This window comes from Pseudomonas sp. AA-38 (genome assembly GCF_029457475.1).
In the GTDB taxonomy this organism is placed as follows: Bacteria; Pseudomonadota; Gammaproteobacteria; order Pseudomonadales; family Pseudomonadaceae; genus Aquipseudomonas.
Map to the genome: position 1 here is coordinate 4,523,261 of NZ_CP120359.1, position 24,494 is coordinate 4,547,754.

22 protein-coding genes are annotated in these 24,494 nt (G+C 64.8%); 17 read left to right on the forward strand and 5 right to left on the reverse strand.

What is annotated here, in order from left to right:
* The first annotated feature begins 20 nt into the window (after window positions 1–20).
* The 4 genes from gatB (at window position 21) to PVE35_RS20845 (ending at window position 3,516) form a co-directional block, all read left to right on the forward strand.
* Entirely contained in the window at window positions 21–1,466 is a 1,446-nt protein-coding gene (gatB, locus tag PVE35_RS20830; RefSeq protein WP_277372846.1) for an Asp-tRNA(Asn)/Glu-tRNA(Gln) amidotransferase subunit GatB, read from the forward strand.
* Between the two features lie 61 nt (window positions 1,467–1,527).
* Window positions 1,528–1,950, forward strand: coding sequence for a septal ring lytic transglycosylase RlpA family protein (locus PVE35_RS20835; RefSeq protein ID WP_277372847.1), 423 nt, complete (start codon window positions 1,528–1,530; stop codon window positions 1,948–1,950).
* A gap of 91 nt (window positions 1,951–2,041) precedes the next feature.
* The gene (locus tag PVE35_RS20840) at window positions 2,042–3,142 is read left to right on the forward strand and encodes a calcium/sodium antiporter (RefSeq protein WP_268178988.1); all 1,101 of its coding nucleotides are present in this window, start codon (window positions 2,042–2,044) and stop codon (window positions 3,140–3,142) included.
* Window positions 3,139–3,516 (forward strand): carboxymuconolactone decarboxylase family protein, encoded by a 378-nt coding sequence (locus PVE35_RS20845; RefSeq protein ID WP_277372848.1) that lies wholly within the window; start codon window positions 3,139–3,141, stop codon window positions 3,514–3,516. The genes PVE35_RS20840 and PVE35_RS20845 overlap by 4 nt, the downstream gene beginning before the upstream one ends.
* 88 nt (window positions 3,517–3,604) lie before the next feature.
* Here the strand turns inward: PVE35_RS20845 and PVE35_RS20850 are convergent, their stop codons facing one another.
* From PVE35_RS20850 to PVE35_RS20865, 4 genes are all read right to left on the reverse strand, one after another.
* Complete coding sequence (locus PVE35_RS20850) at window positions 3,605–4,126, reverse strand: hypothetical protein (RefSeq protein ID WP_277372849.1); 522 nt, start codon at window positions 4,124–4,126, stop codon at window positions 3,605–3,607.
* A gap of 186 nt (window positions 4,127–4,312) precedes the next feature.
* Window positions 4,313–5,254 carry an AEC family transporter gene (locus PVE35_RS20855; RefSeq protein ID WP_268178991.1) on the reverse strand — a complete coding sequence of 314 codons (942 nt, stop codon included), beginning with the start codon at window positions 5,252–5,254 and terminating at the stop codon, window positions 4,313–4,315.
* Between the two features lie 182 nt (window positions 5,255–5,436).
* Window positions 5,437–5,997, reverse strand: a complete 561-nt coding sequence (locus PVE35_RS20860; protein WP_268178992.1) for a response regulator transcription factor — start codon at window positions 5,995–5,997, stop codon at window positions 5,437–5,439.
* Window positions 5,998–6,012: 15 nt separating this feature from the next.
* Window positions 6,013–7,266, reverse strand: a complete 1,254-nt coding sequence (locus tag PVE35_RS20865; protein WP_277372850.1) for an ATP-binding protein — start codon at window positions 7,264–7,266, stop codon at window positions 6,013–6,015.
* A gap of 193 nt (window positions 7,267–7,459) precedes the next feature.
* Here PVE35_RS20865 and PVE35_RS20870 point away from each other — a divergent pair, with 193 nt between their 5' ends.
* From PVE35_RS20870 to trmA, 10 genes are all read left to right on the forward strand, one after another.
* Window positions 7,460–8,173, forward strand: a complete 714-nt coding sequence (locus tag PVE35_RS20870) for an SIMPL domain-containing protein (RefSeq protein WP_277372851.1) — start codon at window positions 7,460–7,462, stop codon at window positions 8,171–8,173.
* 221 nt (window positions 8,174–8,394) lie between these two features.
* On the forward strand, window positions 8,395–9,993 hold the full coding sequence (locus tag PVE35_RS20875; protein ID WP_277374915.1) for an ABC transporter substrate-binding protein: 1,599 nt from the start codon (window positions 8,395–8,397) through the stop codon (window positions 9,991–9,993).
* Between the two features lie 44 nt (window positions 9,994–10,037).
* Window positions 10,038–11,639, forward strand: a complete 1,602-nt coding sequence (locus PVE35_RS20880) for an ABC transporter substrate-binding protein (protein WP_277372852.1) — start codon at window positions 10,038–10,040, stop codon at window positions 11,637–11,639.
* A gap of 100 nt (window positions 11,640–11,739) precedes the next feature.
* The gene (locus PVE35_RS20885) at window positions 11,740–12,750 is read left to right on the forward strand and encodes an ABC transporter permease subunit (RefSeq protein WP_277372853.1); all 1,011 of its coding nucleotides are present in this window, start codon (window positions 11,740–11,742) and stop codon (window positions 12,748–12,750) included.
* A 129-nt stretch (window positions 12,751–12,879) separates the two neighbouring features.
* Window positions 12,880–13,782, forward strand: a complete 903-nt coding sequence (locus tag PVE35_RS20890; RefSeq protein ID WP_277372854.1) for an ABC transporter permease subunit — start codon at window positions 12,880–12,882, stop codon at window positions 13,780–13,782.
* A 192-nt stretch (window positions 13,783–13,974) separates the two neighbouring features.
* Complete coding sequence (locus PVE35_RS20895) at window positions 13,975–14,931, forward strand: oligopeptide/dipeptide ABC transporter ATP-binding protein (RefSeq protein ID WP_277372855.1); 957 nt, start codon at window positions 13,975–13,977, stop codon at window positions 14,929–14,931.
* The gene (locus PVE35_RS20900; RefSeq protein ID WP_277372856.1) at window positions 14,931–15,902 is read left to right on the forward strand and encodes a peptide ABC transporter ATP-binding protein; all 972 of its coding nucleotides are present in this window, start codon (window positions 14,931–14,933) and stop codon (window positions 15,900–15,902) included. The genes PVE35_RS20895 and PVE35_RS20900 overlap by 1 nt, the downstream gene beginning before the upstream one ends.
* Before the next feature lie 159 nt (window positions 15,903–16,061).
* Window positions 16,062–17,084: a bifunctional DNA-binding transcriptional regulator/O6-methylguanine-DNA methyltransferase Ada gene (ada, locus tag PVE35_RS20905; protein ID WP_277372857.1), complete on the forward strand. Its 1,023-nt coding sequence runs from the start codon at window positions 16,062–16,064 to the stop codon at window positions 17,082–17,084.
* A gap of 210 nt (window positions 17,085–17,294) precedes the next feature.
* Window positions 17,295–18,584, forward strand: a complete 1,290-nt coding sequence (locus tag PVE35_RS20910; protein ID WP_277372858.1) for an NCS2 family permease — start codon at window positions 17,295–17,297, stop codon at window positions 18,582–18,584.
* 291 nt (window positions 18,585–18,875) lie between these two features.
* The gene (trmA, locus tag PVE35_RS20915; RefSeq protein WP_277372859.1) at window positions 18,876–19,964 is read left to right on the forward strand and encodes a tRNA (uridine(54)-C5)-methyltransferase TrmA; all 1,089 of its coding nucleotides are present in this window, start codon (window positions 18,876–18,878) and stop codon (window positions 19,962–19,964) included.
* Between the two features lie 995 nt (window positions 19,965–20,959).
* On the opposite strand, the gene PVE35_RS20920 is transcribed toward trmA, so the two are convergent.
* Entirely contained in the window at window positions 20,960–21,349 is a 390-nt protein-coding gene (locus tag PVE35_RS20920; RefSeq protein ID WP_277372860.1) for a DUF4345 family protein, read from the reverse strand.
* Window positions 21,350–21,680: 331 nt separating this feature from the next.
* Between PVE35_RS20920 and PVE35_RS20925 the strand changes: the two genes are divergently transcribed.
* The 3 genes from PVE35_RS20925 (at window position 21,681) to PVE35_RS20935 (ending at window position 24,486) form a co-directional block, all read left to right on the forward strand.
* Window positions 21,681–23,033 carry a hypothetical protein gene (locus tag PVE35_RS20925; RefSeq protein ID WP_277372861.1) on the forward strand — a complete coding sequence of 451 codons (1,353 nt, stop codon included), beginning with the start codon at window positions 21,681–21,683 and terminating at the stop codon, window positions 23,031–23,033.
* A gap of 138 nt (window positions 23,034–23,171) precedes the next feature.
* Window positions 23,172–23,606, forward strand: a complete 435-nt coding sequence (locus PVE35_RS20930; protein WP_277372862.1) for a DUF411 domain-containing protein — start codon at window positions 23,172–23,174, stop codon at window positions 23,604–23,606.
* Window positions 23,607–23,625: 19 nt separating this feature from the next.
* Window positions 23,626–24,486, forward strand: a complete 861-nt coding sequence (locus PVE35_RS20935) for a neutral zinc metallopeptidase (RefSeq protein WP_277372863.1) — start codon at window positions 23,626–23,628, stop codon at window positions 24,484–24,486.
* The last annotated feature ends 8 nt before the right edge of the window (window positions 24,487–24,494 follow it).

The following is a 24,494-nucleotide window of genomic DNA, read 5'->3' on the forward strand; positions in this document are numbered from 1 at the left end:
AGGATCGAGGAACACTAAAGATGCAATGGGAAACCGTGATCGGGCTCGAGATACACGCTCAGCTCAGCACCCAATCGAAGATTTTCTCCGCCAGCGCCACCAGCTTCGGCGCCGAGCCCAACACCCAGGCCAGCCTGATCGACCTGGGCATGCCCGGCACCCTGCCGGTGCTCAACGCCGAAGCCGTGCGCATGGCCTGCAAGTTCGGCCTGGCCATCGACGCAGAGATCGGCCCGCGTAACATCTTCGCGCGCAAGAACTACTTCTACCCGGACCTGCCCAAGGGCTACCAGACCAGCCAGATGGATCACCCCATCGTCGGCAAGGGCCATCTGGACATCACCCTGGAAGACGGCACCGTCAAGCGCATCGGCATCACCCGCGCGCACCTGGAAGAGGACGCCGGCAAGAGCCTGCACGAAGACTTCCACGGCATGAGCGGCATCGACCTCAACCGCGCCGGTACGCCGCTGCTGGAGATCGTCTCCGAGCCGGACATCCGCTCGGCCAAGGAAGCCGTGGCCTATGTGAAGGCCATCCACGCCCTGGTGCGCTACCTGGGCATCTGCGACGGCAACATGGCCGAAGGCTCGCTGCGCTGCGACTGCAACGTGTCCGTGCGCCCGAAAGGCCAGGAAGCCTTCGGCACCCGTGCCGAGATCAAGAACGTCAATTCCTTCCGCTTTATCGAGAAGGCCATCAACCACGAGATCCAGCGCCAGATCGACCTGATCGAGGACGGCGGCAAGGTCATACAGGAAACCCGCCTGTACGACCCGAACAAGGACGAGACCCGCTCCATGCGCGGCAAGGAAGAAGCCAACGACTACCGTTACTTCCCCTGCCCCGACCTGCTGCCGGTGGTGATCGAGCAGAGCTTTCTCGACGAGGTACGCAGCCAGTTGCCGGAACTGCCGACGCAGAAACGCGAGCGCTTCCAGAGCCAGTACGGCCTGTCTGTCTACGACGCCAGCGTGCTCTCCGCCAGCCGCGAGATGGCCGAGTACTTCGAGCAGGTGGCCAAAGTCTGCGGCGATGCCAAGCTGGCGGCCAACTGGGTGATGGGCGAGCTGTCCAGCCTGCTCAACAAGGAAGACCTGGAGATCGAGCAGTCGCCGGTTTCCGCCGAGCACCTGGGCGGCATGATCCTGCGCATCAAGGACAACACCATCAGCGGCAAGATCGCCAAGATGGTGTTCGAGGCCATGGCCGCCGGTGAAGGCAGCGCCGATGCCATCATCGAAAGCAAGGGCCTAAAGCAGGTCACCGACTCCGGCGCCATCGACAAGATGCTCGACGAGGTACTAGCCGCCAATGCCGAGCAGGTCGAGCAGTACCGCGCCAGCGACGAAGCCAAGCGCGGCAAGATGTTCGGCTTCTTCGTCGGGCAGGCCATGAAGGCCTCCAAGGGCAAGGCCAACCCGGGGCAAGTGAACGAACTGCTGAAGAAAAAGCTCGAAGACTGAGCCTCGAGCCAACGAAACGACGCCGGGCCTGCCCGGCGTCTTTCTATCTGGAGAAAGCACGATGATGATCCGTAGCCCGGATACAATCCGGGAAATCGCCAGCCCCCGGATTGCATCCGGGCTACAGGCCTGGGCCTTGCTCGGTGCGTTCGCCCTGCTCGGCGGCTGCTCCACCTTTGGCGGCGGCGCGGGCAGCAGCGAAACCGGCAAGGCGTCCTACTACGCCCAGGCGCACCATGGCAAACGCACCGCCAGCGGCGAGCGCTTCGACCAGCATGCACTGACCGCCGCCCACCGCACCCTGCCCTTCGGCACCCGGGTACGGGTGACCAACCTGAACAACGAGCGCAGCGTGGTGGTACGCATAAACGACCGCGGCCCTTTCGTGCGCGGGCGCATCATCGACGTATCGCGCGCCGCCGCCGAGCGCCTGGGCATGCTGCGCTCAGGCGTGGCGCCGGTACGTATCGAAGCGCTGGACTGAACAGAGCCTGTAACAAATCGCTGCGCCGCCCCTCTGGCGCCGTGATAGGCCATGGCTACACTAGCCGCACTTTTCTCGGAGCTTCCCTGCAATGACCCTGATGACCTACGTCTACCTGATCGCCGGCCTGGTGCTACTGGTGGCCGGTGCCGAAGTGCTGGTGCGCGGCGCCGCCAAGCTGGCGGCCCAGTTCGGTATTCCACCGCTGGTAATCGGCCTGACCGTGGTGGCTTTCGGCACCAGCGCGCCGGAAACCGCAGTCAGCGTGCAATCTGCCCTCAATGGCAGCGGCGACCTGGCCATCGGCAACGTGGTCGGCAGCAATATCGCCAACGTTTTGCTGATTCTCGGCATGACTGCCCTGATCGCGCCGCTGATCGTCTCGCGCCAACTGATCCGCCTCGATGTACCGATCATGATCGGCGCCAGCCTGCTCACCTTCGGCCTGGCCTGGGATGGCGAGCTGAGTCGCCTCGACGGTGCTTTGCTGTTCGCTGGCGTGCTCAGCTACACCGGTTTTCTGATCTACAGCGCACGCAAGGACAAGGGCAGCCAGGACGATGAGTTCGCCAAGGAGTTCGGCCTCGACGAGCAGCCAAAACCCTACGCCTGGGCAATCAATCTTGGCCTGGTCATCGTCGGTCTGGTACTGCTGGTGGCGGGCTCCAACTTCCTGGTCGAAGGCGCCGTGACACTTGCACGAGCACTGGGTATTTCGGAGCTGGTCATCGGTTTGACGGTGGTCGCCGTCGGCACCTCGCTGCCGGAGTTGGCCACTTCGATTCTGGCGGCCATCAAGGGCGAACGCGACATCGCCGTCGGCAATATCGTCGGCAGCAACATCTTCAACCTGCTCTGCGTGCTGGGTCTGGCCTCGCTGGTGTCACCAGCCTCCATTGCGGTATCACCCAATGCCCTGGCCTTCGACTTCCCGGTGATGATCGCGGTGGCCGTGGCCTGCCTGCCGATCTTCTTCGCCGGTTACCGCATCAACCGCTGGGAGGGTGCGCTGTTCCTCGCCTACTACGTGGCTTATACCCTCTACCTGGTGCTGTTCAGCACAGGTCGCCCATTCGCGCAGACCTTTGGCGAGGCGATGCTCGGCTATGCCCTGCCGCTGACCGCCATCACCCTGGTGGTGATCGCCGTGCGCGCCTGGCACAAGCAACGCGGACAGGAACTGCAGCCATGAGCGACGACCAGGATCGTGGCCTCCAGGTGCGCAGGGAAGTGATGGGCGATGACTTTGTCGACCGCGCCCTGGGCAATGCCAGCGCCTTCACCCAGCCGCTGCAGGACTTCGTCAACGAGCACGCCTGGGGCGGCGTCTGGACGCGCGAAGGCCTGCCGCGCGCGACCCGCAGCCTGATCACCCTGGCCGCGCTGACCGCACTGAAATGCCCACAGGAACTCAAGGGCCACGTGCGCGGCGCGCTGAACAACGGCTGCACGGTCGAGGAAATCCGCGAAACCCTGCTGCACTGCGCGGTGTACGCCGGCGTACCGGCCAGCATCGACGCCTTCCGCGCCGCGCAGGACGTGATCGAGGAATGGCAGAAACAGTAGGGTGCGCTATGCGCACCAGTTCTTGCTAGCAGCCTGGCTGTAGACCTTCGCTAGAACCAGGCTGCGCTCTCGACAGCGATGCCAGGCGTCATGCATGGGCATGAACCTGCCGCACGTCCGCCCCCAGTTCCGCGAGCAGCGCCTGGGTCAGGGCTTCATCCGGCCACCAGTTACAGAAGCCCACCCCCAGGTTACCGAACGCCCAAGGCATGGGCAGGAACTGCCAGTCATGCAAGCGGCTGGCGTGGCTACAGGCTGGACAGCTCAGCGTCACATCATCTTGCCCAGCGAACCAACTGCCGACAGCGTCGTCCCAGGCAATCGCTTCAACGGCTGCGACCTGCCGACAGCTCGGACAGGCCAAGCCATCCAGACCACTGTCGCCGGCATGGAACACAGTACGCTCCGGCACGAGCTGAACGCCGCAGTACTCGATGCGCGGATCATACCCCTGTGCCCCGGCCCCCGGCGGATAAAGGCCGGTATTGGGACAAGGTGACGCCACGACTATCTTGTGCTCGATCAGCCAATTCAGTATTCGACTGGCCCGTACCTGCGCCTCATCCTCGGAGGCACACTGCACAACGAACCAATGAACGGAATCCCCCATTTTTCTCTCCTTGAAAAAACATCCAGGGCCAATGCTGAAAGCCTAGCAGGCCGTTGAAAAACGTCGGCGAGGCAGGCAAGACAAGGCAAAAATGGCCGAAAAAGCGCAGTTTACGTGCTGTAAATGAGCATTTTGAGGCCATTTTTAACGCGGTATTGCCAACGCAGGTAGTTTTTCAACAGCCTGCTAGATCCAGCCACCCCACTGCAACAACAGCAAACCGGCGTTGATGCACAGCACCGCCGCCAGGGTGGTGATGACGATGATCGCCGCTGCCAGTTCGTGGTTGGCGCCCACGGCGCGGGCCATGACGAAGCTGGCGGCGGCCGTGGGGCTGGCGAAGTAGAGAAAGAGGATCGCCAGATCCGCTCCGCGAAAGCCCCACAACCAGGCGCCCAGGGTGCTCAGCAGCGGCAGCCAGACCATCTTCATCAGGCTCGCGCCGATGGCCACACCACTGCTGCGCCGTAGCGAGGCCAGGCTCAGCGTGCCACCAATGCAGATCAGCGCCAGCGGCAGGGTCATCTGCGCGAAATATTCCGCCGAGGTCAGCAGCCACTGCGGCAGAGGGATCTGCCAGTAGGCGAAAGGCACGGCCAGCAGCACGCCGATGATCAGCGGGTTCTTCAGGATGCTCAGGGCGATGACCTTGATGCCGGGCTTCACCCCTGGACTGTAGATGGCCAGGACGACCGCCGAAAGCGCGTTGTAGCAGAGGATCACCACCGCTGCGAGCAAGGAACCGACCGACAGGCCGTAGTCGCCGTACATGCTGGTGGCCAGGGCCAGGCCGACGATGCCGTTGTTGCCGCGAAAGGCCCCCTGGGTGTAGATGCCGCGCTCGGCGAACGGCACCCGCCAGACCGCCCAGGCCCAGGCGACGAAGAACGAGACCACGGTGGCCAGGAAGAAGTAGCTCAGCAGTTCCGGCTGCAGCGCCGTATCCAGATCGGCCTTGACCACTCCGAGGAAAAGCAAGGTCGGCATGGTGCCGCGAAAGACCAGGCTCGAGGCGATATCGATGAAGGCACCATCGATCCAGCGCAAACGCTTGAGCACCACGCCGAGAAACAGCATGGCGAATACGGGGGCCGTGACGGCGAGGGTTTGGGCAGCGACGGCGAACATAAGCACACCAGCGGGAGGTCTGGCGACCTATGTTAGCTGGCTAAGTATTTATCGGCCATGGGCAAGCCGGAGGAACCTGCCTGCCAGCTTGTAGGGTAGAGCGAGCGGCGATCCGCGTAGCCCACGCCGAGCAACGCTGGCGGGCTAAAGCCCACCCTACGGCCTAATGCCCATCCCACATCTCAGCGCCGCACCGGGCGTTTCTGCAGTTTGCGCTGCAGGGTGCGGCGGTGCATGCCCAGCGCGCGCGCGGTGGCGGAAATGTTGCCCTCGTGCTCGGCCAGCACGCGCTGGATGTGCTCCCACTGCAGACGATCCACCGACATCGGGTTTTCCGGCACCAGGCTGTCGAGGTCGGCATGTTGTGACAGCAACGCGGTGAGCACGTCGTCGGCGTCGGCCGGTTTGCACAGGTAGTTGGCGGCGCCACGCTTGATCGCCTCCACCGCCGTGGCAATGCTGGAGTAGCCGGTGAGGATCACCACGCGCATTTCCGGATCCAGCTCCAGCAGCTTGGGCAGCAGCACCAGGCCGGAGTCGCCTTCCATCTTCAGGTCGACCACGGCGTAGTCGGGCAGGTCTTCCTTGGCCAGGGCCAGGCCCTCGTCGGCGCTGGAGGCGGTGGAGACGCGCAGGCCGCGGCGGCTCATGGCGCGCGCCATGACGCGGGTAAAGGTGGGATCATCGTCCACCAGCAGCAGGTGCGGGTGTTCTTCACCCTCGAACAGGGATTCTTCGCTCATGCTTGGTTTTCCTTGTCAGGCCACGCCGTAGGTACGCGGCAACTTCAATTCGGTGAGGGTGCCGCCTTCTTCGTGGTTATACAGCTTAACCGTGCCGCCGGCGCGGGTCACGCTGGCCTGGCTGAGGAACAGCCCCAGGCCGAAGCCCTTGCCCTTGGTGGTGAAGAAGGGCCGGCCAAGCTGTTCGGCGATGGCCAGCGGCACGCCGACGCCATGGTCGCGGATGCTCAGGCGCAGCCATTGATGGTCCCAGTCAAGGCGGATATCGAGCTTGTCCGGGCAGGCGTCGGCAGCGTTGTTGAGCAGGTTCAGCAACGCCTGGGTGAGATCGGCCGGCGGCATGATGCGCGGTGGCGTACCACGGCCCAGACACTGGTAGCGGTAGCTGGCCTCGGGGCGCATCAGGTGCCAGCGATTGAGGGTGGTTTCCAGCCACTCGACGCTGGATTGCTCCACCACCGCCTGGCGCCGGTCATTCTCGGCGGCGCGCACCAGTTGCTGCAGGGTGTACTTGCACAGCTTGACCTGTTCCTGAAGCAGGGCCAGGTCGTCCTGCAGGGCCGGTTTGTCGCTGTATTCCTGGCGCAACTCCTTGAGCAGCACGCTCATGGTGCCCAGCGGCGTGCCCAGCTCATGGGCAGCGCCAGCGGCCTGGGTGGCCACGGCCAGCAGTTGCTGGTCACGCAGGCTTTCCTCGCGGCGTTCGGCGCGCATTTCGTCCTGGCGGCGCAGTTCCTCGGCCATCTTGGCGACGAAGAAGGTGATCAGCGCAGCGGCCAGGGCGAAGCTCAGCCACATGCCGTAGACCAGCAGGCTCTCGCGGGCGGCGGGCAGCTCCAGCGGGTGCGTCCAGATCAGCAGCAGGGTGTAGCCGGTCAGGGCCAGGCCGGAGAGGGCGATGGTGAACATCCACGGCAGAATCGCGGCAGCGATGGTCAGCGGCACCAGATAGTAGGAGACGAAGGGGTTGGTCGAACCGCCTGAGTAGTACAGCAGAACGCTGTGGATGATCAGGTCGCAGGCCAGTTGCACCGCGTACTCCACCTCGGTGACCGGCCAGGGCCCGCGCAGGCGCAGAGCCGTGCCCAGGCACAGCAGCAGCGAGATGCCGAGGGTCACCGACAACTGCAGCCAGGGCAGCGCGAGGACGCCCGACTTGTAGGCCAGGCCCACCGAGCCGGCCTGGGCGGCGAGCACGAGAATACGGATGAGGGTCAGGCGCCAGAGGTTCTGGCGGCTGGCGGACAGTAGCTGAACGGGTTCGAGCATGACGACTCCATTGAATGCAGGCGAGTATAACCAAGCCTGTCGCGGCCTTCCGCCGCTGCGGCAACCGGACGCATACCTTGGCGGCAAGCCCCGCCAGAACCAAAATCCTCATGCGGGTTTAACCCGAATGCACAACTGCTTTCGTCTACCCTCTGGAAACGGCCATCACGGCCACTGAAAAAGGAACTGCCTCATGCGAAATCTGACCCGCCTCGCCACTGCCCTCGCCCTGACTGCCGCCAGCCTGGCCAGCAGCGCCCTGTTCGCCGACGAGGCGCGCTACAACCAGATATCCCTGCGTGCCGAGGTCAATCAGGAAGTGGCTCACGACCTGATGCACGTCGCCCTCTATACCGAGTCGCAGAACACCGACCCGGCCAAGCTAGCCGCCGAGATCACCAACACCCTCAACAAGACCCTGGAGCAGGCGCGCCAGGTCAAGGGCGTGGCGGTCAAGCTGGGCAGCCGCAACAGTTACCCGGTCTACGATGACAAGGGGCAGAAGATCACGGCCTGGCGCGAGCGCGCCGAAGTGCGCCTGGAAAGCGCCGACTTCGCCCGCCTGTCCACCCTCACCGGCGAGTTGCTGCAATCGATGAAGATGGCCGGCATGGATTTCAGCATCGCCAGCGATACCCGCAAGGCGCGCGAAGATGCCATGCTCAAGGACGCGGTAAACGCCTTCAAGGCACGCGCACAACTGGCCACCGAGGCGCTCGGCGGCAAGGGTTACAAGCTGGTCAGCCTGAGCCTCAATACCGGCGGTTTCCAACCGCCGATGCCCATGCGCGCCTACGCGGCCAAGGGCCTGGAAAGCATGGACGCAGCGCCAACGCCGCAGATCGAAGCCGGCACCAGCCAGGTCACGGTCAGCGCCGATGGCGTCATCGAAGTGCAGATGCCCTGAGCCACGCCCCATGTCGAAGCAACGCCGCTATCGAGCGATAGCGGCGTTCTGCCACCTGGCACCGCTGTTCTTTCATAAATGCGACAACGGGTTACAGAGTCGTCACACAACCCGAGCTGAACGCCGCCTGCCTCTTGCCTCAGGCACATGCCCTGCATAGCTTGCCAGGAGGCCCTCACAAGGGGCTCCTCGCCAACAAGCAAAAAAACGATGAGGTCATGATGCGCAAGAACGCCATTATCCAGGCTTTGCTTACCGCTGGGCTGATTGCCAGCGCCCCCCTCGCCAGCGCCGCCAACCTGGTGTTCTGCTCCGAGGGCAGCCCCGCCGGCTTCGATCCGGCCCTGTACACCACCGGCACCGATTTCGACGCTTCGGCGGAAACCATCTTCAACCGCCTGACCCAGTTCGAGCGCGGCGGCACCAAGGTTCAGCCCGGCCTGGCAGAAAGCTGGACAGTCTCGGACGACGGCCTGATCTACACCTTCAAGCTGCGCCCCGGGGTGAAGTTCCACACCACCGACTACTTCAAGCCCAGCCGCGAATTCAACGCCGACGACGTGCTGTTCACCTTCGAGCGCATGCTCGACAAGGGTCATCCGTTTCGCAAGGCCTACCCCAGCGAGTTCCCCTACTTCACCGACATGGGCATGGACAGCAACATCGCCAAGGTGGAGAAGCTAGACGACATGACCGTGCGCTTCACCCTCAACCAGGTGGATGCCGCCTTCATCCAGAACCTGGCCATGAGCTTCGCCTCGATCCAGTCCGCCGAGTATGCCGACCAGCTTCTCAAGGCTGGCAAGGCCGCCGACATCAACCAGAAGCCCATTGGTACCGGCCCCTTCGTGTTCAGCCGCTACCAGAAGGACGCGGTGATCCGTTACAAGGGTAACAAGGACTACTGGAAACCCGAGGACGTGAAGATCGACAACCTGATCTTCGCCATCAACACCGACGCCTCGGTGCGCATGCAGAAGCTCAAGGCCGGCGAATGCCATGTCACCCTGTTCCCGCGCCCGGCGGACATCGAGTCGCTGAAGAAGGATGCCAACCTGCAGATGCCCGAGCAGGCCGGTTTCAACGTCGGCTATATCGCCTACAACGTCACCCACCCGCCGCTGGACAAGCTGGAAGTGCGCGAAGCGCTGGACATGGCGGTGAACAAGCCGGCTATCCTCAACGCGGTGTACCAGAGTTCTGGGCAACTGGCGGTCAACGGCATGCCGCCGACCCAGTGGTCGTATAACGAAGACATCCAGGATCCGCCCTTCGATCCAGAAAAGGCCAAGGAGCTGCTCAAGGCCGCTGGCGTCAAGGAAGGCACCGAGATCACCCTGTGGGCCATGCCGGTGCAGCGCCCGTACAACCCCAACGCCAAGCAGATCGCCGAGATGCTGCAGGCCGACTGGGCCAAGATCGGCATCAAGGCGCGCATCGTCAGCTACGAATGGGGCGAGTACCTCAAGCGTGCCAAGGCCGGCGAGCACGACGCCATGCTGATCGGCTGGAGCGGCGACAACGGTGACCCGGACAACTGGCTCGGCACCCTCTACGGCTGCGATGCGGTCGACGGCAACAACTTCTCCAAGTGGTGCTTCGAGGACTACGACAAGCTGGTCAAGGCCGCCAAGCGCACCACCGATGTGGACAAGCGCACCGAGCTGTACCAGCAGGCGCAGGTGATCCTCAAGCGCGAGGTGCCCATCACCCCGCTGGCGCACTCCACTGTGTACCAGCCGATGCGCAAGGAAGTGCATGACTTCCGCATCAGTCCCTTCGCGCTGAACTCCTTCTATGGCGTAAGCATCGACAAGTAGTGATGCGTGCGGCGCCCGTGAGGGCGCCGTCTTGAGGAGTTCCCATGCCAACCCTGCCTTTTCTACGTGCCGGCCTGGTGCTGGCCGCGCTATTTACCGGGCCCGTGCTGGCTGCCAGCGACAGCCTGGTGGTGTGCACGGAAGCCAGCCCCGAGGGCTTCGACATCGTCCAGTACACCGCTGCAGTAACCGCCGATGCCTCGGCGGAAACCCTGTTCGAGCGCCTGGTAGCCTTCGCTCCCGGCAGCAGCGAGATCGTCCCGGCCCTGGCGCAGAGCTGGACGATCAGCGATGACGGCCTGAGCTACATCTTCACCTTGCGCCAGGGAGTGAAGTTTCACGGCAACGCGGATTTCACCCCGAGCCGAGACTTCAACGCCGACGATGTGCTGTGGAGCTTTCAGCGCCAGCTCGACCCCAACCACCCCTGGCACAAGCTGTCGCCACGTGGCTTTCCCTTCGCCGAGGCCATGGGCCTGGCGCAGTTGATCGAGCGCATCGACAAGCTCGACGAGCACCGCGTACGCTTCGTACTCAAGCATCCGGAAGCGCCCTTCCTGGCCAATCAGGCCATGGGTTTCGCTTCCATCTACTCGGCCGAGTACGCCGATCATCTACTCGCCGTCGGCACGCCCGAGCGCCTCAATAGCCAGCCAATCGGCACCGGCCCATTCATCTTCGAGCGCTATGCCAAGGATGCCCAGGTGCGTTTTCGCGCCAACCCCGACTACTGGGACGGCCCGCCCCAGATCAAGCGATTGCTGCTGGCCATCACCCCCGAGCCCAACGTGCGCCAGCAGCGGCTCAAGGCCGGCGACTGCCAGGTCGCCCTGTACCCGCGCCCGGTAGACATCCCCGAACTCAAACGCGACCCGCGCCTGCAGGTGCTGGAGCTGGACTCGCTGCTGACCGCCTACATCGGCATCAACACCCGCCACCCACCGCTGGATGACGTGCGCGTGCGCCAGGCGCTGAACCTGGCCTTCGACAAGGCCACCTATGTTCGCGCGCAGTTCGGCGAAGGCAACGCCACTCCTGCCGTGGCGCCCTATCCGAGCACGTTGTGGGGCAGCGACCCGACGCTGCAGGACTGGCCACACGCTCCCGAGCGCGCCCGCCAGTTGCTGGCCCAGGCCGGCCTTGGCGAGGGCTTCAAACTGTCGATCTGGACCCGCCCAGGCGGCGGCCCGACCAACCCCAACCCCGGCATCGGCGCGCAGATGCTGCAGGCCGATCTCGCCGCCGTCGGCATTCAGAGCGATATCCGCGTGTTCGAGTGGGGCGAGCTGATCAAGCGCGCCAAGAACGGCGAGCATGACCTGGTGTTCATGGGCTGGGCCGGCGATAACGGCGACCCGGACAACTTCCTCACCCCCAACCTGTCCTGCGCCGCCGCTGAAAGCGGCGAGAACCAGGCCGGATGGTGCGACGAGTCCTTCGATGCCCTGATCACCCAGGCGCGCCGGGAACCCGAACAGAGCAAACGCGCCGCACTCTATCGCCAGGCCCTGGCGATCTTCCATGAGCAGGCGCCGTGGATTGCCCTGGCCCACCCCAAGCAGTTCGCAGTCATCCGCAAGGGCATAGAGGGCTTCGTCCTCAGCCCGCTGGGCTCGAACAATTTCGCTCGGGTGAAGTTGCCGTGATTAACCGATCCCCGGATTGCATCCGGGCTATGCGAACGCCACAAAAACGCCGAGCCATGCAGCCCGGTGCATACATCCCGCAACGGAGTAGAACCGCCTGATGCTGTCATTCATCGCCAGACGCCTGGGACTGCTGATCCCCACCTTCTTCGGCGTCACCCTGCTGACCTTCGCGCTGATCCGCCTGATCCCCGGTGATCCGGTGGAAGTGATGATGGGCGAACGTCGCGTCGACCCCGAGATGCATGCCCAGGCCATGGAGCGCCTGGGCCTGAACAAGCCGCTGTATGCGCAGTATCTCGACTACATCGGCCAACTCGCCCAAGGCGACCTGGGCAAATCGCTGCGCTCGAACGTGGGCGTCTGGAACGAGTTCATCACCCTGTTCCCGGCCACCCTCGAACTGGCCCTGGCCGCCCTGCTGTTCGCTGGCACCCTGGGCCTGGTAGCCGGAGTGGTCGCCGCGCTCAAACGCGGCTCACCGCTGGATCACGGAGTGATGGGCATAGCCCTGACCGGCTACTCCATGCCGATTTTCTGGTGGGGCCTGCTGCTGATCATGTTCTTCTCGGTGAACCTGGGTTGGACGCCGGTTTCCGGGCGCATCGACCTGCTCTACGACATCCCGCCGGTGACCGGCTTCATGCTCATCGACACCCTGCTGGCCGATGAGCCCGGCGCCTTCGGCGATGCCCTGCGCCACCTGATCCTGCCGGCCATCGTGCTCGGCACCATTCCGCTGGCGGTGATCGCCCGCATGACCCGCTCGGCCATGCTCGAAGTGCTGCGCGAGGACTACATCCGCACCGCGCGGGCCAAGGGCCTGTCGCCAGCGCGGGTGGTCTTCGTGCATGGCCTGCGCAACGCACTGATCCCGGTGCTGACGGTGTTCGGCCTGCAGGTCGGCACCCTGCTGGCCGGCGCCGTGCTGACCGAAACCATCTTCTCCTGGCCGGGCATCGGCAAATGGCTGATCGAAGCCATCGGCGCCCGCGACTACCCGGTGGTGCAGAACGGCATTCTGCTGATCGCCTGCCTGGTGATCCTGGTCAACTTCACCGTGGACATCCTTTATGGCCTGGCCAATCCACGCATTCGTCATCAGAAGTAAGGAAGGCGTGATGAATCGTCTCGTAGGGTGTCGCGGGGCCGCCCAGGCTGTGCGCACCATGATTGTGGGTCAACATTCGGTGCGCACAGCGCACCCTAGCAAGTTCATCCTCATGGAGGGGGCATACCCATGACCACCGCCACTACCCTCGACCAGAGCCTGCTCTACCCCTCGCCGCTGAAGGAGTTCTGGCAGGCCTTCGCCCATAACAAGGGCGCCCTTGGCGGCCTGGCCTTCATGCTGCTGATGGTGTTCTGCGCGCTGTTCGCGCCCTGGGTCGCGCCACATGATCCCAGCGAGCAGTACCGCGACTTTCTGCTCACCCCGCCAGTGTGGCTGGAAGGTGGCCAGTGGCAGTTCCTGCTCGGCACCGACGAGCTGGGCCGCGACCTGCTCTCGCGGCTGATCCATGGCGCGCGCCTGTCGCTGATCATCGGCCTGGCCTCGGTGCTGCTGTCGCTGATCCCCGGCATCCTCCTGGGCCTGGTTGCCGGCTTCTTCCCGCGCCTGTTCGGCCCCGGCATCATGCGCCTGATGGACATCATGCTGGCCCTGCCCTCGCTGCTGCTGGCGGTGGCCATCGTCGCCATCCTCGGCCCAGGGCTGATCAACACCATCTTCGCCATCGCCATCGTCTCGCTGCCGTCCTACGTGCGCCTGACCCGCGCCGCGGTGATGAGCGAGCTGAACCGCGACTACGTCACCGCCGCGAAACTGGCCGGTGCCAGCCTGCCACGGCTGATGTTCGTCACCGTGCTGCCCAACTGCATGGCGCCCTTGATCGTGCAGGCCACGCTGAGCTTCTCCTCGGCCATTCTCGATGCCGCCGCCCTGGGCTTTCTCGGCCTTGGCGTGCAACCGCCGACACCCGAGTGGGGCACCATGCTGGCTTCGGCGCGCGACTACATCGAACGCGCCTGGTGGGTGGTGAGCCTGCCCGGCCTGGCCATCCTGCTCAGCGTACTGGCGATCAACCTGATGGGCGACGGCCTGCGCGATGCGCTCGACCCAAAACTCAAGAATGCGCAATGAGGAGCCCGGAATGAGTAACCGCATAGTCCGGATGCAATCCGGAGCATTCTCGGTGCGCACGGCGCACCCTACCTCTGCAGTGATGCCAATACCTCGCCGCTCCGTAGGGTGGATGACGCTCTGTTCATCCACCCTGAACGCACGACGGTGGACGGGTGAAGCGTCGTCCACCCTACGCCTGGAGGCACGCCCATGAGCCTGCTGAATATCCGCAATCTGTCCGTACGCTTCGGCTCCGCCATGCCGGTGGTCGATAGCCTCGACCTGAGCGTGGACAAGGGCGAGGTGCTGGCCATAGTCGGTGAGTCCGGCTCCGGCAAGTCGGTGACCATGATGGCGCTGATGGGCCTGATCGATGCCCCCGGTATCGTCCAGGCCGACTGCATGCAGTTCGACGGCACCGACATGCTGCGCCTGAAAGGCCGGCAGCGTCGGCATATCGTCGGCAAGGACCTGGCCATGGTATTCCAGGACCCCATGACCGCTCTCAACCCCAGCTACACCGTGGGCTTCCAGATAGAGGAAGTGCTGCACCAACACATGGGGCTGAAAGGCAAGGCGGCACGCGCCCGCGCTCTGGAGCTGTTGGAGCGGGTAGAAATTCCCGCTGCCGCCAGCCGCCTCGACGCTTACCCACACCAGCTTTCCGGGGGCATGAGCCAGCGCGTGGCGATTGCCATGGCGATTGCCGCCGAGCCCAAACTACTGATCGCCGACGAGCCCACCACGGCGCTGGACGTGACCATCCAGGCGCAGATCATGGAGCTGCTGCTGAGCCTGCAACGCGACCAGGGCATGGCCCTGGTGCTGATCACCCACGACCTGGCAGTGGTCGCCGAGACCGCCCAGCGCGTCTGCGTGATGTATGCCGGCCAAGCGGTGGAGCTGGGCCAGGTGCCGACCCTGTTCGACGCCCCCAGCCACCCCTATACCGAGGCGCTGCTCAAAGCCATCCCGGAACACAGCGCAGGTGCCAGCCGCCTGGCCACCCTGCCCGGCATCGTCCCCGGCCGCTATGACCGCCCACTGGGCTGCCTGTTGTCGCCGCGCTGCCCCTACGTGCAGGAGCGCTGCCACCAGCAACGCCCGACGCTGGACGAACATGCCCGTGGCGCCGCGCGCTGCTTCTTTCCCCTGGAGGTGGCCTGATGAGCAACGTACTCGAAGCCCGTGAGCTGACCCGCCACTACAGCGTTTCGCGCGGCCTGTTCAAACCGGCAGCCACGCTGCAGGCACTCAATGGCGTGTCCTTCACGCTGGCGGCCGGCAAGACCCTGGCGGTGGTCGGCGAGTCCGGCTGTGGCAAGTCCACCCTGGCCCGCGCCCTGACCCTGATCGAGCAGCCCAGCGCTGGCAGCCTGCAGATTGCCGGGCGCGAAGTGGCCGGTGCCAGCAAGGCCGAGCGCAAGCAACTGCGCCGCGACGTGCAGATGGTGTTTCAGAACCCCTACGCCTCGCTCAATCCCCGGCAGAAGATCGGCGATCAACTGGCCGAACCGCTGCTGATCAACACCGAGCTGTCGCGCGCCGAGCGCCGCGACAAGGTGCAGGCGATGATGCAGCAGGTGGGCCTGCGTCCCGAGCACTACGCGCGCTACCCGCACATGTTCTCCGGCGGCCAGCGCCAGCGCATTGCCCTGGCCCGCGCCATGATGCTGCAGCCCAAGGTGCTGGTGGCGGACGAGCCGACCTCGGCGCTGGACGTGTCGATCCAGGCGCAGGTACTCAACCTGTTCATGGATCTGCAGGAGCAGTTTGACACCGGCTACGTGTTCATCTCGCACAACCTCGCCGTGGTGCGCCATGTCGCCGACGAGGTGCTGGTGATGTACCTCGGCCGCCCGGCGGAAATGGGCCCGGCCGAAGCGCTGTACAGCCGGCCATTGCACCCCTACACCCGTGCTTTGCTGTCGGCGACGCCGGCGATTCACCCCGACCCGAACAAGCCCAGGGTGAAGATCAGCGGCGAGCTGCCCAACCCGCTCGACCCGCCGTCGGGCTGCGCCTTCCACAAGCGCTGCCCACACGCCGACGAGCGCTGCCGCGGCGAACGGCCAGAGCTGAGGCTGATCGATGCGCGGCAGGTGGCCTGCCACCACGTGGAACGCATCGCTGGCTGAGGCCCTCCTTAGCGGACGGCTCCGCTCCTGCCAGCACGGTGCGCAGTGGCAAGCGCATGGAGTTATCCGCCAAGCGGTTTTGAAAGCGCGATGCGGATTGGCAGGTGGCGATGGCCGCAGGACAATCCCGCCATCGCCACCTCCATGGAGCACGCCCCCATGCTCGACCCGGATCGCTGCTGGCAGGCCGTCTGCGACCGCGATGCGCAGCACGATGGCCGCTTCGTCTTCGCCGTGCACAGCACCGGCATCTACTGCCGGCCCAATTGCCCAGCGCGCAGGCCGCGACGCGACAACGTCAGCTTCCACATTGACGCCGCCAGTGCCGAAGCCGCTGGTTTCCGTCCCTGCAAACGCTGCTCGCCGCAGGGCCAGAGTCCGGCGCAGCAGCTCGATGCCCTGGTCGCGGCTGCCTGTGAGCTGCTGCGCGGCGAACAACGCCTGACCCTGACGCAACTGGCCGCGCGCATCGGCCTGTCGCCGTCGCACCTGGCCCGCGCCTTCAAGGCGCGCACCGGGCTCACCCCCAATGCCTGGGCAGCGGCCGAGCGGCGCCAGCGTCTCGACGCCCAATTGCCCGGCGCCCCCAGCGTGCTGCAAGCAGCCCTGGCCGCCGGCTATTCCGGCACCCGTGCCCTGTACGAAGAGCCCCAGGCCATGAGCCCAGGCCTGCGTCGCCAGCAAGGCGCCGGCGAACATCTGCGCTATGCCATCGCCCCCTGCCCGCTGGGCCTGGTACTGCTCGCCAGCAGCGCCCAGGGCGTCTGCGCCCTGCTCTTCGGCGACAGCGCCGATGCCCTGCGCGCCGAGCTGCAACAGCGCTTCGCCGCAGCCCATCTGGAGGAAGACGCCCCCGGCCTGCAGGCCTGGCTGCAACAGGTGCTGGATCAGCTCGAGGAGCCCGAGCGTGCCGCCCACCTGCCGCTGGACATTCGCGGCACGGCCTTCCAGCAGCGCGTCTGGCAGGCCCTGCAGGGCATCCCCAAGGGCGAAACACGCAGCTATGGCGAACTGGCCGCGCAATTGCATAGCCACCCTCGCGCCGTGGCCCGGGCCTGCGCCAGCAACGCCATCGGCCTGCTGCTGCCGTGCCACCGGGTGGTGGCCAGCGACGGCAGCCTCAGCGGCTACCGCTGGGGATTGGCGCGCAAGCGACAATTGCTGGAGCAGGAAGGCGCCTGAGAGTGGCTCGGCAGATGCTGACCTGAGGCAGCGCAGAGCCGCGACTCACGGGTAGTAAGCTGTCCGCCTGGTCATAAATTCACCGGGAAAAATCTTGCTGCTATGATGCGCGGCTTTCGCGGAACCAAGCCTGTTCGAGGCGCATTCTGGTGGATGTGCTTTGCTTGGATTCTGACCATTGCCGCGCGCTCGCGCACCGGGGAGCCCCACATGCTGGAAAGACTGTTCCAACTCCAAGCCCACAACACCAACGTGCGTACCGAGGTACTGGCCGGGGTCACCACCTTCCTGACCATGGCCTACATCCTCTTCGTCAACCCGAGCATCCTCGGCGAGACCGGCATGGACAAGGGCGCGGTGTTCGTCGCCACCTGCCTGGCCGCAGCCTTCGGTTCCGTGGTCATGGGTCTGATCGCCAACTACCCGATCGCCCTGGCACCGGGCATGGGCCTCAACGCCTTCTTCACCTACACCGTGGTACTGGGTATGGGCCACACCTGGCAAGTGGCACTGGGCGCGGTATTCCTCTCGGCGTGCCTGTTCTTCCTGCTGTCGATCTTCAAGATCCGTGAATGGATCATCAACAGCATCCCGCTCGAGCTGCGCTCGGCCATCGCTGCCGGTATCGGCCTGTTCCTGGCGCTGATCGCCCTGCAGAACGCCGGTATCGTCGCCGCCAACCCGGCGACCATGGTCGGCCTCGGCAACCTGGCCAGCCCGCAGGCGATCCTGGCGATCCTCGGCTTCTTCCTGATCATCGGCCTGGAAGCGCTGCGCGTGACCGGCGCGGTGCTGATCAGCATCCTGGTGGTCACCGGCCTGAGCATCCTGCTGGGCGTCAGCCAGTTCGGCGGCCTGGTGTCGATGCCGCCGTCGCTGGCCCCGACCTTCCTGCAACTGGACATCGCCGGCGCACTGGACGTGGGCCTGATCAGCGTGATCTTCGCCTTCCTCTTCGTCGACCTGTTCGACAACTCCGGCACCCTGATCGCCGTGGCCAAGAAAGCCGGGCTGATGCGCAAGGACGGCCACCTGCCGAAGATGGGCCGCGCGCTGATCGCCGACAGCACCGCCGCCCTCGGTGGTTCGCTGCTGGGCACCAGCACCACCACCAGCTACATCGAATCGGCGGCGGGCGTCAGCGCTGGCGGGCGCACCGGCCTGACCGCCATCGTCACCGCCGTGCTGTTCCTCCTGGCCCTGTTCTTCGCTCCGCTAGCCGGCAGCGTACCGGCCTTCGCCACCGCTCCGGCGCTGCTGTTCGTTGCCGTGCTGATGGCCTCGGGCATGGCCGAGATCGAGTGGGACGACATCACCGTCGCCGCCCCGGTGGTGGTCACCGCGCTGGCCATGCCGCTGACCTACTCCATCGCCACCGGCATCGCCTTCGGCTTCATCACCTGGGTCGCCGCCAAGACCCTGGCCGGGCGCTTCCGCGAACTGAACGGCATGCTGGTGGCGCTGGCCATCTTCTGCGTGATCAAGCTGTCGCTGTTCTGAAGGCAGGCGCTCATGTCATCGCAGGTATCGGTGGGCTGAAGCGGATCGCTGCCCGGCCCACCCTACATCTGTGCGGATCGGGACGCTGGCCGCTCGTAGCGCCAGGCGTAGGGTGGACATCGTTTTTCATGTCCACCAACACCTTCTTTCCGGCCACGCAGAGGGTGGATGAAAAAAGCGTCATCCACCCTACGACTCAGGGGCTTGCGCGCCGCCGACGAGCAACCCCAGGCACGCGACCATCGCCTCCGCTACAATGGCGCCCCGTTTTTCAGCCTGCATGAGTGACCGATGAGCCGCCCCGCATTCGACCCCGCCACCTACGACGCCCAACTCGCCGAGAAGAAGGCCCGCCTGGTCGCATTGCTGGCACCCTTCGCAGCACCCGAGCCCGAGGTGTTCGACTCGCCGCGCGAACACTACCGCCTGCGCGCCGAATTCCGCCTGTGGCGTGAAGACGGCCAGCGCCACTACGCGATGTTCGCCCCGGGCGACAAGCACACGCCGATCCTGCTGGACGACTTCCCCATCGCCAGCCGGCGCATCAACGAGCTGATGCCGCGTCTGCGCGCCGCCTGGCAGACCAGCGAGGCGCTGTCGTTCAAGCTGTTCCAGGTGGAGTTCCTCACCACCCTGGCCGGCGATGCGCTGATCACCCTGGCCTACCACCGCCCGCTGGACGCAGCCTGGCAGGCCGAAGCCGAACGCCTGGCGACCGAACTGAACGTCAGCCTGGTCGGCCGCTCCCGTGGCCAGCGCCTGGTGATCGGCCGCGATTACGTGGAGGAAGAATTGAGTGTGGCCGGGCGCAGCTTCCGCTACCGCCAGCCGGAAGGCGCCTTCACCCAGCCCAACGGCGAGGTATGCCAGAAGATGCTCGGCTGGGCCCATGAGGTGCTCGGCGAGCGCGCAGACGACCTGCTGGAGCTGTACTGCGGCAATGGCAACTTCACCCTACCGCTGGCCACCCGCGTGCGCCGTGTGCTGGCTACCGAGATCAGCAAGAGTTCGGTGAACGCGGCCCTGGCCAACCTGGCCGACAACGGCGTGAGCAACGTCGAGCTGGTGCGCCTGTCCGCCGAAGAGCTGACCCAGGCGCTCAACGGCGTGCGCCCGTTCCGCCGCCTGGCCGGCATCGACCTGCCGAGCTACGACTTCGGCAGCGTCTTCGTCGACCCGCCACGCGCCGGGATGGATCCGGACACCTGCGAGCTGACCCGACGCTTCGGGCGCATTCTGTACATCTCCTGCAACCCGGAAACCCTGGCGGCCAATATCGCCCAGCTCGCCGACACCCACCAGGTGACGCGCAGCGCCCTGTTCGACCAGTTCCCCTACACCCACCATATGGAAGCCGGGGTGCTGCTGGAAAGGCGCTGAGTGTCGGGAACCTGGTCGCGTGGAAATCCCCGGATTGCATCCGGGCTACACAACATGGCCGATGAGTAGGATGGACAACGCTTTTTGTGGTTCATCGCATTTTCAGGGGAATGCTTGGTTGACACTGGGCTGGCAAGTTTGTGTGAGAGCTTGTTCGGGTGCTTGTTCTGGATTGCCGCGATTTTGCTGATGTTCTTTGTTTCGCCCTCCCGGGCGAGTCACTTTTGACGGGCAAAAGTAACCAAAACCCTCCGCCCGATCATCCGGCCCTGGCTGCGCCAGGGTTCGCTCACTCCATCGCCGTTCCAGAGGCCCGCCGCAGTGGGCCATCCCTGGCCCATCGCGGCTTTCGCGACATCCATGTCGCTCAACCTCTTCCACGACGATTCCGTTCGCCCTCCTGGGCGGGCTCTGCACGCGCCTGAACCCGAGGTAACCCAGAATTAGAGTGGAGTGCTTGAACATGGGTCAGCCTTAGGGCTGACCGGGATGCCGGCTGAAGGCCGGCAAGCTATCCAGGCGAATGAAACTGCTCGAATGAAACTATTGGTTTAATTCGACAGCCACGTTTGGGTTCCACTGTTACCAGAACACGTCGAGCATTCTTTGGAATGCCGGTTCGTTCAGGCGCGCGAATGGCCCCTTCAGGAGGGTGAGCGGAATCGTTGCGTAGAGGGGCGAGCAGCATGGATGCTGCGAGAGGCGTAATGGGCCAGGGATGGCCCATGTACGCCGACCCTCGGAGCGACGATGGAGCGAACGAACCCCGGCGAAGCCGGGGCCGGATGGCGGGGCCAAGCCTTTTGCCTTCTTTTGTGGCGTTTGACAAAAGAAGGTCGCCGGGGGGCGAAACGGGAGATATCAACTAAACGCCGATAAGCAGCTTGAACACCGAAAACAACACACAAACTCGCCAGTCCCGCCCCAATACTGATTTTCCCGAGACTCCGCGAAAAACTTTTTCTGTCCTCCATCCCCTACCGCCCGATGGCTAATCAGGCCTCGCGTTGCAGGCCACGCAACGCCCACCAGGCCAAACCAGCCGATACCACCTCCAGTAGCAGCGCGGTGAGGTTGAAGGTCTGTTGCGCACCGCCGTCCAGCCACAGCCCGGCGACACGTGCCAGGGCCAGCGCGGCATAGAGCAAGACCAGCAGCATCAGGGCCGGGCGCAGCAGATCCAGGCGCGTCAGCGCCATCGCCAGGTAGGCCGCCAGGCCCAATTGCAGGCCACCGTAATAGGCGCGCACCTCGGTCACCGCGGCATTGCCCATCAGCAGCGCGCCGCTGAAGCTGGCCATCTCCTCGGGGCGAATGAAGTAGGCCAGTCCCAGGCCGGCGAGGACGACGATCTGGATCGTCAATACGATTCGGGCGAACAGCATGCCAGGACTCCTCGTTCGGTTGAGACACAGAGCATACGACGAAAATCGCCATGCCCTGCACCAAGCTTGGCTCGATTGCACTTTCGCCAGGGTGATCTACACCTAAGGGTGTAACCGTACTCGACAAGGAGGTCGACATGCCTGCCCGCGAGAAGTCCGTAGTACGCCTCCAGCGTGACCCCTCAGTTCCTGTCGAGTGCATTCTGCCACCTGCCTCCAGGAGCCCCCACGCAACACCGTGAAGCGGCCCTGCGCCGCACCTAGCCGAAAACCATAAAGGACGCCCCGCCAACGGACGACCCGGCAGGCGCGTTCCATCAAGGAGATGATCATGCGTAACGTACAAGGAACCCTGATCCGCGCGTTGGCAATCACCACGCCGCTGCTCACCACTGCCGCCCAGGCCGGGGTCTATCCCGACTTCGGCTTCAAGCCATCGGAACAGGAATACGATGGCCCGCTGTTCCAGCTCAGCCAGACCTACCCCACCTCAGCGCCACCGGCCTCGGCCCTGCCGGCCTTCTTCAAGCTGCTGCCCAAGGAGCGCAACAACGACTTCGAGACCTGGCGCGCCTACATGGACGCAGTGAAGGACTATTGCCTGGAAGGCAACGTGGAAAACGACTGGAACGTGCAGAAGAACAAGGTACGCGGCTGGTTTCACATGCCCTGGCAGCACTACGGCCCACTGGGCCGCGAAGGCATCCACGGGCTGACCAAGGAAGCCCAGATCCAACCCAAGCAGCTCGCCCCGACCCAGACCACCTCCGGGCAAACCTACGCGGTGGGCATCTACAACGATATCGGCGCCTACACCATCGGCCAGGTGTGGAAGGATCCCAGCAACCCCAACCCGGACTTCACCTCCAAGCCCAACAGCTTCGCCAACGGCACCGTGGTGTGCAAACCGCTGTTCGCCGACGTCGACCGCAGCCAGGTGCCCTTCCTGCAGAACCCGGTGCTGTGGCAGGGCTACATCACCAAGACCTTCGACTCGGGCGATCGCGTGGTGAAGGAGGTGGCGCTGATCCAGATGGACATTGCCGTGCGTGATACGCGCATCGACGAAACCGGCTGGATCTTCGGTACCTTCCAGTACAACGGCGCCATCACCGGCAAGCCGGGCTGGGACAATCTGGTGCCGGTGGGCATCATGTGGGGCAACGACCCGCAGGACAACGGCAACGATTACAGCAACCCGAAGCCGACCGAGACCCGCATCAACCCCAACCTCAAGCAAACCGCGATCAACGCCAACACCCGCGAGCTGCCGCCGACCCACCTGGGCTGGAACGGTCGCCTCAACGGCCCGGTGGACAACCCGGTAAGCTCCTGCATGAGCTGCCACATGACCGGTGAGTACCCGCAACTGGCAATCATGAACCCGACCTTCCAGGCCAACCCGCCTGCCGTCGGCTCGCCGGAGTGGATGCGCTGGTTCCAGAACATCCCGGCCGGCCAGCCCTTCAGCGAAGGTACCAAGAGCACGGACTACAGCCTGCAACTGGCCGGTGGCCTGGCCAACTTCTATGACTGGAAGTGCAACCAGGGCGGCGTCTTCGTCGATGGCAAGAACGCCTGCCAGAAAGCCAGCCAGTTGAAGCTGATGCTCAAGGGTAGCGTGGATATGGACGACATCCAGCCGGTGCAGCGTGATCCGAGCCTGATGGAGCTTCTGGAGTGACCTAGAACCTGTTGAGGTTGCGTAGCAACATCAACAGTCCCTACCCGTGGCTGCGAAGCCTGGCTTCGCAGCCACGGATGCTTGGGCCTGCTCAGCCATGGGGTTATCCTCGACACCATCGCCCTCAGGAGCCCCATCATGCGCCCTACTCTTCTCGCTCTCTGCCTTTTCAGCTCGCTGGCCCAGGCTGGCGAAACGCTGACCATCGACGTGCATCGCGACGCCAACTGCGGCTGCTGCACCGCCTGGATCGATCATCTGCAAGCCAATGGTTTCGTGGTCAACGACCATGTGGAAAAGGACATGAGCGCGGTCAAGCAGCGCCTCGGTGTGCCGCCACGCCTGGCCTCGTGCCATACCGGGGTGATCGACGGCCAGTTCGTCGAAGGCCATGTTCCGGCCGCCGACATCCTCAAACTGCGCCAACGCCCCGACCTGCTCGGCGCCGCCGTGCCGGGCATGCCCATGGGCTCGCCCGGCATGGAATACGGTGGGCGGGTGGACGCCTACCAGGTCATCGGTCTGGATCGCCAGCGCCAGGATGTGGTGTTGAGCGACCATCCCGCCAACTGAGCAAACGGGGAACACAACCATGCGCTGGCAACGGGGTAGACGCAGTGACAATGTCGTGGACGCGCGCGGCCGCTCGGGCAGACGCATCGGTGGCGGCCTGAGCCTGGGGGCGGTGGCGCTGATCGTCGCCTTCGGCCTGCTCACGGGGCAGGATCCGCTGCAGATTCTCGGCCAGATCGCCGGTCAGGCCAGCCAGCCGCAGGTCAGCCAACCCGCCAATACGCCGCCGGCTCAGGATGAGCAGCGCGACTTCGTCAGCGCCATCCTCGGCGACACCGAGGACACCTGGCGCGAGCTGTTCCAGCAGGCCGGCAAGCAGTACCGCGACCCGCAACTGGTGCTGTTTTCCGGCGGTGTCGATTCGGCCTGCGGCTTCGCCAGCTCGGCAGTCGGTCCCTTCTACTGCCCGGGCGACCAGCGCGTTTACCTCGACATGGCGTTCTTCCGCGAAATGGAGCAGCGCTTCGCGGCCGCCGGCGATTTCGCCCAGGCCTACGTGATCGCCCATGAGGTCGGCCACCATGTGCAGACCCTGCTCGGCGTCTCCGCCAAGGTCAACGCTGCGCGCCAACGCGGCGAACGCATCGAGGGCGACGGCGGTCTGCTGGTACGTCAGGAGCTACAGGCCGACTGCCTGGCCGGGGTCTGGGCCCATCACGCCCAACGCCGCCACGCCTGGCTGGAGCCCGGCGACCTGGAAGAGGCGCTGAACGCCGCCAGCGCCATCGGTGATGATCGCCTGCAAAAACAGGCCCGTGGCCAGGTGGTGCCGGACGCTTTCACCCATGGCACCTCGCAGCAGCGCGTGCGCTGGTTCAGCACCGGCTTCGACACCGGCCAGCCAGGGCGCTGCGACACCTTCAAGGCGACGCGCCTGTAAGCGGCTCG